This window comes from Burkholderia sp. 9775_39 (genome assembly GCF_015712225.1).
In the GTDB taxonomy this organism is placed as follows: Bacteria; Pseudomonadota; Gammaproteobacteria; order Burkholderiales; family Burkholderiaceae; genus Burkholderia; species Burkholderia cenocepacia.
Genome location: NZ_JACCQC010000020.1, coordinates 70,813 through 84,018, shown reverse-complemented (window position 1 = coordinate 84,018; position 13,206 = coordinate 70,813). Strand labels below are relative to the sequence as shown.

Here is a 13,206-nt window from a genome sequence, read left to right as displayed (position 1 = left end):
CACAGTTTCAGCGCACGTTCGAGTGATTGCGAGTATCGTTGCAAACGCGATATCGTCATTCACGCTTCGATGCCATGCGAGTGACCCGTTGTGTTCGCATGTGTCATCGCCAAGCCGTCGCGCGATTTCCTGCTTCGGGCGTACGTCCTCACAACCACGAGCAAATTACGGTCATGGAAATCTTCGATGCGTTCCATCTCGCCCGATTGCAATTCGCATTCACGGTGTCGTTCCACATCGTGTTCCCCGCGATCAGCATCGGCATGGCGAGCTTCCTGGCGGTGCTGGAATGGCGCTATCTCGTCACCGGCGACGCCGCCTACAAATCCATGTTTCAGTTCTGGTCGAAGATCTTCGCGATCGGTTTCGGCATGGGCGTGGTCTCCGGCGTCGTGATGGCGTACGAGTTCGGCACCAACTGGGCCGGCTTCTCGCGCGTCGCGGGCAACATCACGGGGCCGCTGCTCACGTATGAAGTCCTGACGGCGTTCTTCCTCGAAGCCGGCTTCCTCGGCGTGATGCTGTTCGGCTGGCAGCGCGTCAGCCCGCGCGCGCACTTCTTCGCGACGCTGATGGTCGCGGTCGGCACGCTGATCTCGACGTTCTGGATTCTCGCGTCGAACAGCTTCATGCAGACGCCGCAAGGCTACAAGATCGAGAACGGCCTCGTCGTGCCGGTCGACTGGTTCAAGGTCGTCTTCAACCCGTCGTTTCCGTACCGTCTCGTGCACATGACGATCGCGGCGTTCATCGTCGCGGGCTTCATCGTCGCCGCGTGCGGCGCGTGGCACCTGCTGAAGGGGCGTCGCGACGAACCGGTGAAGCGCAGCTTCTCGATGGCGCTGTGGATGCTGCTGGTGCTCGCGCCGATCCAGATCGTCGTCGGCGACGCGCACGGGCTGAACACGCGCGAATACCAGCCGGCGAAGATCGCGGCGATCGAAGGGCTGTGGGAAACCGAGAAGGGCGGCACCGCGCTGAACCTCGTCGGGCTGCCCGACATGCAGGCCGAAACCACCCGCTATGCGATCCAGGTGCCGCACCTCGGCAGCCTGATCCTCACGCACAGCTGGGACGGCGAGATCCGCGGGCTGAAGGAATTCCCGCCGCAGGACCGTCCGTATTCGCCGATCATCTTCTGGACGTTCCGGATCATGGCCGGCCTCGGGATGCTGATGCTGCTGACCGCGCTGCTCGGGCTGCTGCTGAGAAAGGGCGGGCGCCTGTATGAAACGCGCTGGTTCCAGTGGTTCGTGGTGGCGATGGGGCCGTCGGGCATCGTCGCGCTGCTGGCCGGCTGGATCACGACCGAGGTCGGGCGGCAGCCGTGGACCGTGTACGGCGTGCTGCGCACCATCGATTCGGTCTCCCCGCTCGACGCTCAGCAGGTCGGCGTGTCGCTGCTGGTCTTCGTGGTCGTGTATTTCCTGGTATTCGGAACGGGTATCTACTACATGATGAAGCTGATGAAGCGCGGGCCGGCGGCCCAGGCCGGCTACATCGAACTGCACCGGCATCCGGGGCTGCGCAAGAGCGCGCTGTCCACGCCGCTGAACGTCACCGAGGCGGAGTAACCATGCACATCGATCTTCCTGTCGTCTGGGCCGCGATCATCGGCCTCGGCGTATTCATCTACGTGATGCTGGACGGCTTCGATCTCGGCATCGGTCTGCTGTTTCCGTTCTTCGATGCGAAGGCCGAGCGCCAGGTGATGCTCGACACCGTCGCGCCGGTGTGGGACGGCAACGAGACGTTCCTCGTGCTCGGCGGCGCGGGCCTCTACGGCGCGTTTCCGGTCGTGTATTCGACGCTGCTGCCGGCCAACTACCTGCCGCTGGTGCTGATGCTGGTCGGGCTGATCTTCCGGGGCGCGGCGTTCGAGCTGCGCGCGAAAGCCACCCGCACGCAGCACATGTGGGACCTCGCGTTCATCGGCGGCTCGGCGCTGGCGGCGTTCTGCCAGGGAATCGTGCTCGGTTCGCTGCTGCAGGGCATCAAGATCGAGAACAACCACTTCGCGGGCGGGCCGTTCGACTGGCTGTCGCCGTTCAGCATGATGTGCGGGATCGGCGTGCTCGTCACCTATGCGACGCTCGGCTGCGGCTGGCTGATCCTGAAGGTCGACGGCGAACTGCAGCGCAAGATGCGGTTGCTGATGAAGCCGCTCACGGGCGTGCTGCTCGCGGTGATGGGCGTGGTGAGCCTGTGGACCGTGATCGGGCTGCCGGCCGTCGCGCACCGCTGGTTCGGCAGCGGCAACCTCGGCTGGTTCCTGCCGGTGCCGGTCCTCGTCGTCGCATGCGTGTGGGGCATCTTCCACACGGTGAAGCGCGCGCACGAGGCCACGCCGTTCCTGCTGACGCTGGCTCTCGTGTTCCTCGGCTACACCGGGCTCGTGATCAGCATCTGGCCGAACATCGTGCCGCCGTCGCTGACGATCTGGGACGCGTCGTCGAGCCATTCGAGCCAGTTGTTCGCGCTCGTCGGCACCGTGATCGTGCTGCCGATCATCCTCGTGTACAACGCGATGCAGTACCGCGTGTTCCGTGGCAAGGTGCGCGAGGGCGACGTCGGCTATCACTGAGCGGCCAGCGCGGTGACGGGGCGCGGCGCTCGCGTATCATCACGCGCGGCGCGGCGCCCGACACGGCACCCGATACGAAAGCGGCCCGCCACGCGCGGGCCGTTGCGCATCGGGTGCGGGCGCAACGGGTTGCGCATTTCCTTGGCAGTCGAGAAAACATCATGATCGTCAGACCACGACAGAACTGGCTCAGGATGCTGTTCGTATGGAACGGCTCCGTGCTGCAGTCGATCATTCCGCAGCTCGTGTTCATGGCGATCGTCAGCACGCTGGCGGTCTTCACGAACGGGCGCATCTTCGGCGAGAAGATTCCGCTCAACACCGCGCCGTTCACGCTGTTCGGGCTCGCGCTCGCGATCTTCCTCGGGTTTCGCAACAACGCGAGCTTCGAGCGCTTCAAGGAGGCGCGGCATCTGTGGGGCAACCTGCTGATCGCCGCGCGCTCCGTGACGTCGCAACTGCATCGCTACCTGCCCGACAGCGTCGGCGACGCCGAGCGCAACCGGCTCGCCGATCTGCTGATCGCGCTCGCGTATGCGCTGAAGCACCAGCTGCGCCATACCGATCCGACCGCGGACCTGCAGCGCATTCTCGGCGCGGAGCGTACGGCCGCGCTCGGCGGCAAATGCTACAAGCCGGTCGCGATCCTCGACGAACTGCGCGGCGGCATCGTCCGTGCGCTGGGCCGCGCGCCGGGCAGCGACGCGACCTGCTGGATGTTCGAGACGCAACTCGACGAGCTCGGCAAGTCGGTCGGAGGGTGCGAGCGCATCCTGTCGACGCCGATCCCGTTTTCGTACAGCGTGCTGCTGCATCGCACCGTGTATGCGTATTGCGTGCTGCTGCCGTTCGGGCTCGTCGATTCGACGGAGTTCTTCACGCCGCTGATCTGCGTGTTCATTGCGTATACGCTGATCGCGCTCGAAGCGATCGCGAACGAAGTGGCCGAGCCGTTCGGCCTCGCGCCGAATGCGCTCGCGCTCGATGCGATGACGCGTACGATCGAGCGGTCGGTGCTGGAACTCGGGGATCGGCCGATGCCGGAGGAATTCGTGCCCGCGTCGACGTATCAGATCACGTAGGCTGCGGGGCGTTAGTGTAGTCGTCTGTAAGGTTGATCGGCCGGAGCGATGACGGGTGTGTAGACTCTTGCTCGTTCAATGGAGCCCACACCATGCAACTGCTCGATCACGTGTCGATCGGCGTGCCGGATATCGACCAGGCACGCCCCTTCTACGATGCCGTCATGGCTGCGCTGGGCGCGACCAAGGTCTATGACCGGCCCAATGCGCTCGGTTACGGCGAACGTTGCAGCGCGAATGATCCGGGGTCGACCTTTCTGGCGGTGTATCTGGATCCCGCCGAAATCGGCGCGAGCAAGCGGCACTGGTGTTTCAAGGCGACTTCCCGCGAGCAGGTGCATGCGTTTTTCGAGGCCGGCCTCGCGACAGGCGGCCAGTCCGACGGCGAACCCGGATTGCGGCCGCAGTACCACGCCGACTACTACGCGGCCTTTCTGGTCGATCCGGCCGGCAACCGGGTCGAGGCCGTGTGTCATGCGGCGGCCGGCGCCGGAGCGTGAGCGGCCGTGACGGCATCGCTCAACCGAAATACGTCAACCCCATCGCTCCCTTCACCTCCGCGAGCGTCGCCCCCGCCACTTCCCGCGCATGCAGCGTGCCGCGCTTCAGGATCGCCATCACTTCGGCCTTGTCGGCTTCGAACTCACGGCGGCGCGCGCGGATCGGCTCGATCAGCGCCTGCAGCCGCTCGTTCAGCACGCGCTTGACGACGCTGTCGCCGAGGCCGCCGCGGCGATAGTGGGCCTTCAGCTCGTCGACCTTCGCCACGTCCGGCTCGAACGCATCGAGGAACGTGAACACGACGTTGCCCTCCACTTGGCCGGGGTCGCTCACGCGCAGGTGATTCGGGTCCGTGTACATGTCCTTCACGGCCTGCGCGATCTCGTCCGGCGTCGAGCCGAGCGTGATCGCGTTGCCGAGCGACTTGCTCATCTTCGCCTTGCCGTCGATGCCGGGCAGCCGCGTGACCGATGACAGCACGGCCTCGCATTCGACCAGCACCGGCTGCTCGACGGTCGCGTTGAAGCGACGCACGAGTTCGTTAGTCTGCTCGATCATCGGCAACTGATCGTCCCCGACCGGCACGTGGGTCGCCTTGAACGCGGTGATGTCGGCGGCCTGGCTCACCGGGTAGGTCAGGAAGCCGGCCGGGATGTCGCGCTCGAACCCGCGCAGGCGGATTTCTTCCTTGATGGTCGGATTGCGCTCGAGGCGCGCGACCGTGACGAGGTTGAGGAGGTATTGCGACAGCTCGGCGAGTTCGGGCACCTGCGACTGCACGACGATCGTCGAGATCGCCGGATCGATGCCGACGGCGAGGTAGTCGAGCGCGACCTCGATCACGTTTTCGGTCACGCGCTGGCGGCGGCCCATGTTGTCGGTGAGCGCCTGCGTGTCGGCGAGCAGCAGGAATTGCGTCGCCTCGTGCTGCATCTGCACGCGGGCGCGCAGCGAGCCGATGTAGTGGCCGAGGTGCAGCGGGCCGGTCGTGCGGTCGCCGGTGAGGATGATCGGGCGGGTGGGGTGCGTCATGGTCGTCGTGGGCTCCGGGTTGTCGAAGCCGCCAGCCATGGTCTCAGCGCAGAAACGCAAATGCCGCCATGGCTGGCGGCATCACGTTTGGGACATGCAAAAGGAAACGGGCCGCCTGGGTCAGGCGCGCCACCAGCAATGCACGATCGGCGAGGCAGGTCGGGTTTCCATCGCGCCAGTATAGCGCAGTGCGCGGCAGGACGCGTGCGTCAGCGGATCACCGACTCCATCGCGAGGTACGCGGTTTCGGCGGACGGCCACAGCAGGTACAGCAGGCCGGCCATCAGCAGCAATGCGCCGGCGCGGACGAACGGCGTGCGGTCTTTGTCGCGGGGATGGGTGGGCTGCTTCGATTTCTTCATGCTTGCAGGCGCGGGGTGCGCCACTCCAACGGTTACTGCAACGGCTCGCGCGAGGCGAGGCCGAGGTATGACGGGTTTTACGGGACTGGGATGCTGTCCGGGGCCCGGGTCGTCCGGGCCGAGCGCGAAGTTTACCAGCCGCGGGGCGTGAAAAAGGGGACGGTTGAGAGGTCGTGCCGGCTGCCCGCGTCGAGGCGACCGGCATCCTACCAGTTCAACGGGCCGGACACAGTCAAGAATTGTCGGGAACGGGCGCGGCCGGCGCGCCGGCCCCGTTCCCGACTTCACAGACACGTCGCATGGTTCGTCCCTGCAGCGGTCCGCCGAAATTTCCGGCCGGGCCGTCGCACCTTCCTTTCCCGGAGAACCCCATGCGATATCCATTGCAGCACGCCGACCAGGCCGCCGTGGCGCGGCGTCCATCCGAACCCGACCCTCGCGTCCCCGTGCCGGGGCGTCCCTCGAGGAGGTGTGAGCCATGAGCAACGACACACTCGACCCCCTGCTGCGCCAGTTCGCGGAGAAGCGTCTGGGCCGGCCGCTCGAGCCGGGCGAAGAACAGGCGCTGCTGGAGCGGCTGCCGAGCAGCCAGGGGCACCCGTCGGCGTCCGCCGCCGGCCTGGCCACGCCGGCGAGCACCGCGAATCCGTCCTTGCCGCAGTTGAAAACCCGGCGCGAGGCGCGCGAACAGATCAAGCATTTTCTGCAGCTCAACCAGCAAAAGGCGTACGAGAAGATGCGCGGCATCCTGCAGACGATCGACACGCAGAACGAGACGACCCTCGGCATGCTGGCGTCGGAGCAGCGGAAAGTAGCGGGCGTGCTCGACGCGCACGAGGCGGCGGGCGACGCGCAGGCTGCCGGCGCGGCGGAGATTCAGGACAGCACCCGCGAGGCGCTGACGATGATCGGCGAACAGCTGACGGGCCTGATCCGGCAGGAAATCGAAACGTGCTTCCGCCAATACGGCGATGCGCTCGCCGAACGGCTCGCGGCCAGGTTCGACGCAATGGAGGACCGGTTGCGGCGCATCGACACCGGCCCGGTTGAACGATCCGAACCTGCCGCTACCGTTCACGACACCGTCGGCCGAGCGTCCATGGAGTAGCACGCGGGTCATGCGACCGAACGCGAAACCGGCCGGCCCCGATGTGCGACCTCTCAACTACGTGAACCAAGGAGCAACAAATGGCTGATACGTGTCAAGTGTGCCAGGTCAATCCCGCGATTACCGATGCGGTCACACAGGTCAACGTCAAGGTGGTCGCGGAAGCGCCGGCGATGGCGATGGGCTCGCTGTACCAGGCCCAGAGCCATTCGCTGAGCATCCTGTTCGAGAACGCGGTGCAGCAGCAGTCGCAGGCCGCGATCCAGTCGCAAACGTCGACGAACGTGGGGACGATGCAGCTCTACACGATCGGGCCGGAAAGCGCGGGCGCGGCCGCCACGGAAATCGGCGCGAACGGGATCATTTCCATTCTGGCCGACGTGATCGCGATCGGGAAGGCGGTGGCCCGGCCGTAAGGCGTCATCGCAGCGCCGTGGTTGAAGCGGCGGCGGCCGCGGCACGCGCCGCCGATCCCGCCGCCGCGGCGCGGATTCGCAGCATGGCCGCCGGCGCCTGACCCACGGTGCCGTGCGGTGTTCCGGAGCAAACGACGGAGCGGGCAGCGCTGATTCGATGCGCAGCCCGTTCGCGAAACAGGAGAAATACGATGGCAAATGACACAAACGACGCGAAGGACCCCTGCAAGACGTGTGCGGTCAACGCCGCGATCACCGACGCGGTCACGCAGACCAACGTCAAGGTGGTCGGCGAGGCGCCCGCGATGGCCACGGGCTCGCTGTACCAGGCCCAGAGCCATTCGCTCAGCGTGCTGTTCGAGAACGCCGTGCAGCAGCAGTCGCAGTCCGCGGTGCAGCTGCCGACCTCGACGAACGTGGGCACGATGCAGCTGTACACGCTCGGGCCGGCGAGCGCCGGCGCGGCCGCGACGGAAATCGGCTCGAACGGCGTGCTGTCCGTGCTGGCCGACGTGCTCGCGCTCGGCAAGGCGCTGGCCTGACGCGTAGCCCGGCGTCGGCGCCGGGCGGTGGCCCCGATCGCGGTGGCTGCCGCCCGGCGCCCGACATCGTGTCGACGCACGTGACGGCGGACACCCCGTCACGTAGCGTCGGCGCCGGCCGACCCACTCATGCGCTCGCCACGACCGCGCCGCGGCGGCGAGCCAACCAGGAGCCAAGACATGCCGGAACAGGTTTCCCCCGCGACGACCGATGCAGTCACGCAAGCCAACGTCAAGGTAGTGGGCGAAGCGCCCGCCGTGGCGTTGGGCACGCTCATGCAGTCCAACAGCCACGCGTCCGCGATCCTGCTTCACAACGCGGTGCAGATGCAGGCGAACCAGGCGGCATCCAACCTCGCCGCCACGACCGTCGGCATCATGCAGCTCTATGCCGGCTCGCCGGTAGCGCTGGCCAGCGCGGCGCGGTCCGCGAACGACAACTTCGTCTCGCAACTGGCCGCCGTCGCTCAGTTGATGAACGCCATCGGCCACGGGCGCGGCTGACCTTCACCGCGCGCCGCGCAATCCGGCGCGCGCAACCATGCCCGCATGGCGGCGCTGCCCGGCGCACGCGCTTGCCGGGGCATCAATTGGCGGCGACGATGGTCCGGAGCTGCTCCGGTTTCTCGATCGTCACACCGTGTTCGTGTAGCCGGATCAGGCCGTCGCGCTGCATCTTCTGCAGGCTGCTGTTCAGTCGCGGCCGGCTGACGTTGAGCATCGCGGCGAGGATGCTCTGGTTCTCCGGCAGCGGCACCTCGAGATCGTTTCCTTGCATGCGGTTCAGCAGATGGCGCGCGAGCCGTGCTTCGAGCCGGTACAGGCATGCCGACTCGACGAAGTCGCTCAACTGGTGAATGTGCCGGCACAGCTGCTCGTGGATGCGCGCCATGAATTCCGCGTTGGCCTGCAGCGGCGCGAAGTGCTGGCGATGCAGCAGCGAAATGCGGCAGTCGGGGCTCAACTGGGCGGTGAAGCTGCGCCGGTGCGCGCGAATCAGCGTGTTCTCGCCGATGAGGTCGCCCGGCATCGCGTGACCGAGAATGATCTCGCGTCCGCCGGGTTCGTGCAGCGTCTTGTAGACGCGGCCGCGGTGCACGAACGCGACGAAATCTCCCGGATCGCCCTTGAAGAACAACAGGCGATTGCCGTGTTCCGGCCAGGACGTGACGTGCCGCTCGATGTGCGCGAGCAGGCTCTCCGGAAGATCGGCGAGTATCGGTATATTGCGCAGCGTTTGAGCGTTAGCAAGGGCAGGCATGTTTTCCGCGCGAGGTTGTTTGACGATGCAGCCACCTAGCGAAAAACGCTGCCTTTGGCATTGCGTGAAAAATGAATAATGAAAGTATCGAAATAATCGGCAAGCGGTCCGGACGGGGCCGTGTTTTGGCGGCAAGCGCGCTTGTTCGACCGACAGGGGAAGCCGCATGCCGACGCACGGGCGCATCGCGGCGGGAGTCCTGCTTGTTCATCGCAATGCCGTTATCCGGTCAGGCCCGGCGACGCACCTGAAACGACGGATCGGGCTATGCCGGTGAATTAAAATTTCCGTTCATAATAATCAAGAAAATTTACTGAAACCGATTATCGTTATATCGGTGTTACACGGGTAACAGCGCCATTCCCGGCGTCGAATCGATTCTGTGTTTTCCATAAAAAAGGAAGACACGGGATGACAACCTCGAACCAGCACGCTGCCCCGCCGCCCGAGTCTCCGGCGCAGCAGCTCGACCGCACGTGGCGGGAAATGCAGGGAAAATTGCGGCGCCGCGCGCGCCTGTTGTGCAAGGGTGATATTCACCGTGCCGACGAACTGCTTTCCGATACCGCACTCAAGGTCCACATTTACCTGCAGCGCTCGCCCGAGCGCGTCCGGAACCTGACGGGTTTTCTCTTTCTGGCGCTGAATCACGCGTTCCTCGATGGCGCGCGCCGCCGTCTGCGCGAAAGCGGCATGCTCGAATTCGACCCGGGCTGGGACGACGATCACGCCGTCGAGCTGGCCGGCCACGCGCCGTCGGTGGAGCAGCAACTGCTGCTGCGGCAACAGCTGCTGCGCCTCGAGCAGGCGCTGTCCATGCTGTCCCCGCAGCAGCAGATGCTGTTCACGCTGAAGTTCGAGGAGGACCGGCCTTATCTGCACATCGCCGAGACGCTCGGGATCAACGAGCCGCTCGCCAGAAAACGCGTCGAGCTGCTGCGCAAGAAGTTGCGCGAGGAACTCGCGTGAGCGCGTTCACGAATGCCGGCACGCAGCGTTCCTAACGCATGCGCGGCGTCGATGGCCTGCCGGCCCGCCCGTTCCTTCAATCGCATGCCGGAGCCGAGATCCGAGGAGGCCTCGTGGCAGACAAAGTCAATGAGCAGATTACCGATGCGCTGACGCAGACCAACGTCAACGTCGTCGCGGGATCGCCGGCCCAGGCGCTGGGCATGCTGTACCAGATGTTCAGCCAGGCCGTCGGCATCTCGGCGCAGAACATGACCCAGCAGCAGGCGGCGCTGAACCAGATCTCGAACGCCGTGGTGTCGAAGGCGGTGGCCATGATCCTGTCCGTCGAAGCGTCGCCGAAGCCGGCATCGGGCGGCGCGTCGCTGCCCGCGGCGGGCGGGCCGCCGACGGGCTCCACGCACTAGGACGCGACGTTATCAGGATATCTGAATAATGAACATGAAAGGTCTTTTGGGCGGCCGCGCAGACGGCGCGACGCAAGTGCCGGACGGCGCCGCGGACGCAGCAGCCGCCACATCCGCCGCAGCCGAAGCAACGACGCCGGCCGATGTCGCGCCGCACGCCGCTGCTTCGGCAGCCGGCACGCGCGCGTGGCCGACCAACCGGCTGCGCAGGTTCACCGATGCGCTGAAGGCGCCGGACCAGATCGCGGGCGCGAGAGGGTCCGCCCACTCGGCGCTGCAGACCGTGCAGGCGATCAACGCGGAGGCTGCGTCCTACGCGACGACGCAGATCGCCGTCGGCCCGAACATGATGATCACGCAGGCGGGCGGCATGGTCGCGCAGGCGGCGGCCAACTACTTCGAGGCGTCGACGTCGCTGGCGATCGCGGGCAAGAGCGTGCTGATGAAGGACCTGGCGCAGAAGACCATCGACGAGGACGTGAAAGGCATGGCGATGGATGCGGTGGGCCTGCTGTTGACGGACCTGTTCGTCGCGACCGCGGCGGTCGTCGCGGGCGCCGCGGAGGCGATCGAAGGCGAGGCCGCGAGCGTCGCGCTCGACAGGATCGACGAGAGCCTGCAGAAGTATCAGGCGTTGCTGGACAAGAAGGGCACGTAGGGCGCGACGTCGATCACGAACGTCGCGGGCGATCGCCTGTCGCGCGAGTGGCGGCAACGCATCGATCGACACGACCCGCCGGGCCGCCCGGCCCGATGCGGGATGTGAGCGGCAGGCGCGACGCGCGTTCTTCGTCGAACACGTCGCGGCCTGCTACCGGCAGTCCAGTCCAATCATGTGAGGAACCCATGTCCTACATCATTCAGCACGTAAACGGTCCCGCGCCGCTGGCGGTCGGCGAGCGCCAATGGGGAGATGCGACGGAAATCGATTTCGGCGCGATGACGAGCTGCATCGCGCTCGTCGAGCAGACGCCGGGTCAGCCGACGATGGTGCGCGGCATCCATCTGTCGATCGTCGGCCCCGACGGCACGAAGGTCTACGACACGGCGGCGAATGTCGCCGGGCAGGTCGAGACGATCATGCAGCAGAGCGGCGACATGCGTGCGTGCCTCGGGCGTATCGACGTCTGGCAGGCCAACGAGTCGCAGGAGGTGCAGGATTTCTTCGCCGCGCTGATGCAGAGTCTCGACATGTTCGAGTGGGTGCAGGTGCCGGACGGCAATCTGCGGGTGCGAATCCATGGTGGCGTGATGGCGTATCGGAAGGGCACCGACGGGTGGACCAACGTGTAGTCGGCACGAGCCGGTGACATACCGGTGGGGCGCGTCGACGATCGGTTCGGCTGCGTCGGGACATCGGATTTTTTGGCGCACCCATGCGCTCGTGTCGAACCGTTCCCGACCGGCATTGCGCTTCGGCTACCTGCTTGCACGCTGCGCGCCACCGCCTCCCGCCCCAGCTTTTTGCTCGTCAACACCAACAAAAAACCTCATTTCGCGCCAGACGCCCTGTCCGCAGAATGTCTCCATTCCAGCTCACGCAGCGACACGCGCGTCGCATGAGCCGCACTTCAGAAGGAGACAGCCGTGGCAGTCGAAACAACCTCAATCGATACGCTCGTCGTCGGCGCCGGGCAGGCCGGCGTGGCCATGAGCGAACATCTGGGCAAGCTGGGCGTGCCCCATCTCGTGCTGGAGCGCAGCCGCATCGCCGAACGCTGGCGCACCGGACGCTGGGATTCGCTGGTCGCGAACGGCCCCGCGTGGCACGACCGTTTCCCGGGGCTCGAATTCGACGGCCTCGATCCCGACGCGTTCGCGTCGAAAGACCAGGTCGCGGACTACTTCGAAGCGTATGCACGCAAGTTCAACGCGCCGATCCGTACCGGCGTCGAAGTGAAGCACGTCGTGCGCAACACGGGCAAGCCGGGCTTCGTCGTCGAGACGTCGGACGGCACGATCGAGGCGAACCGCGTGGTGGTCGCGACGGGGCCGTTCCAGCGCCCCGTGATTCCGCCGATCGCGCCGGACGATGCGCGCCTCGTGCAGATCCATTCCGCCGACTATCGCAACCCCGGTCAGCTTCCGGCGGGCGCGGTGCTGGTGGTCGGCGCCGGTTCGTCGGGCGTGCAGATCGCCGACGAGCTGCAGCGCGCGGGGCGGCAGGTGTACCTGTCGGTCGGGCCACACGATCGTCCGCCGCGCGCGTATCGCGGCCGCGACTTCTGCTGGTGGCTCGGCGTGCTCGGCGAATGGGACAAGGAAGTCGCGACGCCCGGCCGCGAGCACGTGACGATCGCGGTGAGCGGCGCGCGCGGCGGCCATACGGTCGATTTCCGCGCACTGGCGAACCAGGGCGTGACGCTGGTCGGGCTGACGAAGTCGTTCGACGGCGGCGTGGCGGTGTTCGAGCGCGATCTCGCGATCAATCTCGCGCGCGGCGACGAGAACTACCTGGCGCTGCTCGACGCGGCCGACGCGTATGCGGCACGCAACGGCCTAGACCTGCCGGAAGAGCCGGACGCGCGGCGCATCCTGCCGAATCCCGAATGCGTCGCGCATCCGATCCTCGCACTCGACCTCGCCGGCGCCGGCATCGCGTCGATCGTCTGGGCGACGGGCTATGCCGTCGACTACGGCTGGCTGAACGTCGACGCGTTCGGGCCGGACGGCAAGCCGCAGCACCAGCGCGGCGTGTCGAAGGAGCCCGGCATCTATTTTCTCGGGCTGCCGTGGCTGTCGCGGCGCGGCTCGAGCTTCATCTGGGGCGTGTGGCACGACGCGAAACACATCGCCGATCACATCGACACGCAGCGCAAGTACCTCGCGTACCACGACGCGTCGCAGCACCGCGCGGCCGCGCAAGCGGCACGGCCCGACGCCCGCCCGCTCGCCGAAGCGGCGAACTGATCCCCGACACATCCCGCCGCGCCGCGATTGCT

16 protein-coding genes are annotated in these 13,206 nt (G+C 66.3%); 13 read left to right on the top strand and 3 right to left on the bottom strand.

Annotated features, from left to right (window positions below; translation table 11 throughout):
* The first annotated feature begins 173 nt into the window (after nt 1-173).
* The 4 genes from H0X90_RS24985 to H0X90_RS24970 all read left to right on the top strand — a co-directional run bounded on the left by H0X90_RS24985 (nt 174) and on the right by H0X90_RS24970 (nt 4,166).
* Entirely contained in the window at nt 174-1,574 is a 1,401-nt protein-coding gene (locus H0X90_RS24985; protein ID WP_006498424.1) for a cytochrome ubiquinol oxidase subunit I, read from the top strand.
* Between the two features lie 2 nt (nt 1,575-1,576).
* Nucleotides 1,577-2,584 (top strand): cytochrome d ubiquinol oxidase subunit II, encoded by a 1,008-nt coding sequence (gene cydB / locus H0X90_RS24980; RefSeq protein WP_006498423.1) that lies wholly within the window; start codon nt 1,577-1,579, stop codon nt 2,582-2,584.
* 161 nt (nt 2,585-2,745) lie between these two features.
* Nucleotides 2,746-3,666 (top strand): bestrophin family protein, encoded by a 921-nt coding sequence (locus H0X90_RS24975; RefSeq protein ID WP_077190084.1) that lies wholly within the window; start codon nt 2,746-2,748, stop codon nt 3,664-3,666.
* A 92-nt stretch (nt 3,667-3,758) separates the two neighbouring features.
* On the top strand, nt 3,759-4,166 hold the full coding sequence (locus H0X90_RS24970) for a VOC family protein (protein WP_034203664.1): 408 nt from the start codon (nt 3,759-3,761) through the stop codon (nt 4,164-4,166).
* 19 nt (nt 4,167-4,185) lie between these two features.
* On the opposite strand, the gene trpS is transcribed toward H0X90_RS24970, so the two are convergent.
* Together trpS and H0X90_RS24960 are read right to left on the bottom strand one after the other, a co-directional pair.
* Nucleotides 4,186-5,199 (bottom strand): tryptophan--tRNA ligase, encoded by a 1,014-nt coding sequence (gene trpS / locus H0X90_RS24965; protein WP_034204044.1) that lies wholly within the window; start codon nt 5,197-5,199, stop codon nt 4,186-4,188.
* Between the two features lie 209 nt (nt 5,200-5,408).
* Nucleotides 5,409-5,561: a hypothetical protein gene (locus tag H0X90_RS24960; RefSeq protein ID WP_006498419.1), complete on the bottom strand. Its 153-nt coding sequence runs from the start codon at nt 5,559-5,561 to the stop codon at nt 5,409-5,411.
* Between the two features lie 478 nt (nt 5,562-6,039).
* Between H0X90_RS24960 and H0X90_RS24955 the strand changes: the two genes are divergently transcribed.
* From H0X90_RS24955 to H0X90_RS24940, 4 genes are all read left to right on the top strand, one after another.
* On the top strand, nt 6,040-6,669 hold the full coding sequence (locus tag H0X90_RS24955) for a hypothetical protein (protein WP_058903698.1): 630 nt from the start codon (nt 6,040-6,042) through the stop codon (nt 6,667-6,669).
* Nucleotides 6,670-6,749: 80 nt separating this feature from the next.
* Nucleotides 6,750-7,085, top strand: coding sequence for a RebB family R body protein (locus H0X90_RS24950; protein WP_006498417.1), 336 nt, complete (start codon nt 6,750-6,752; stop codon nt 7,083-7,085).
* Between the two features lie 191 nt (nt 7,086-7,276).
* Entirely contained in the window at nt 7,277-7,627 is a 351-nt protein-coding gene (locus tag H0X90_RS24945) for a RebB family R body protein (protein ID WP_006498416.1), read from the top strand.
* A gap of 180 nt (nt 7,628-7,807) precedes the next feature.
* Nucleotides 7,808-8,131 carry a RebB family R body protein gene (locus H0X90_RS24940; RefSeq protein ID WP_006498415.1) on the top strand — a complete coding sequence of 108 codons (324 nt, stop codon included), beginning with the start codon at nt 7,808-7,810 and terminating at the stop codon, nt 8,129-8,131.
* Nucleotides 8,132-8,213: 82 nt separating this feature from the next.
* Here the strand turns inward: H0X90_RS24940 and H0X90_RS24935 are convergent, their stop codons facing one another.
* Nucleotides 8,214-8,888 carry a Crp/Fnr family transcriptional regulator gene (locus tag H0X90_RS24935; RefSeq protein ID WP_059723901.1) on the bottom strand — a complete coding sequence of 225 codons (675 nt, stop codon included), beginning with the start codon at nt 8,886-8,888 and terminating at the stop codon, nt 8,214-8,216.
* 411 nt (nt 8,889-9,299) lie between these two features.
* On the opposite strand from H0X90_RS24935, the gene H0X90_RS24930 reads away from it, so the two are divergent.
* The 5 genes from H0X90_RS24930 (at nt 9,300) to H0X90_RS24910 (ending at nt 13,174) form a co-directional block, all read left to right on the top strand.
* Complete coding sequence (locus tag H0X90_RS24930) at nt 9,300-9,857, top strand: RNA polymerase sigma factor (protein ID WP_006498413.1); 558 nt, start codon at nt 9,300-9,302, stop codon at nt 9,855-9,857.
* Nucleotides 9,858-9,970: 113 nt separating this feature from the next.
* On the top strand, nt 9,971-10,264 hold the full coding sequence (locus tag H0X90_RS24925) for a RebB family R body protein (protein WP_006498412.1): 294 nt from the start codon (nt 9,971-9,973) through the stop codon (nt 10,262-10,264).
* Between the two features lie 34 nt (nt 10,265-10,298).
* The gene (locus H0X90_RS24920) at nt 10,299-10,922 is read left to right on the top strand and encodes a hypothetical protein (protein WP_227746392.1); all 624 of its coding nucleotides are present in this window, start codon (nt 10,299-10,301) and stop codon (nt 10,920-10,922) included.
* Between the two features lie 188 nt (nt 10,923-11,110).
* The gene (locus H0X90_RS24915; RefSeq protein WP_006498410.1) at nt 11,111-11,557 is read left to right on the top strand and encodes a hypothetical protein; all 447 of its coding nucleotides are present in this window, start codon (nt 11,111-11,113) and stop codon (nt 11,555-11,557) included.
* Between the two features lie 294 nt (nt 11,558-11,851).
* Nucleotides 11,852-13,174: an NAD(P)/FAD-dependent oxidoreductase gene (locus H0X90_RS24910; protein ID WP_077190082.1), complete on the top strand. Its 1,323-nt coding sequence runs from the start codon at nt 11,852-11,854 to the stop codon at nt 13,172-13,174.
* Nucleotides 13,175-13,206 lie beyond the last annotated feature (32 nt).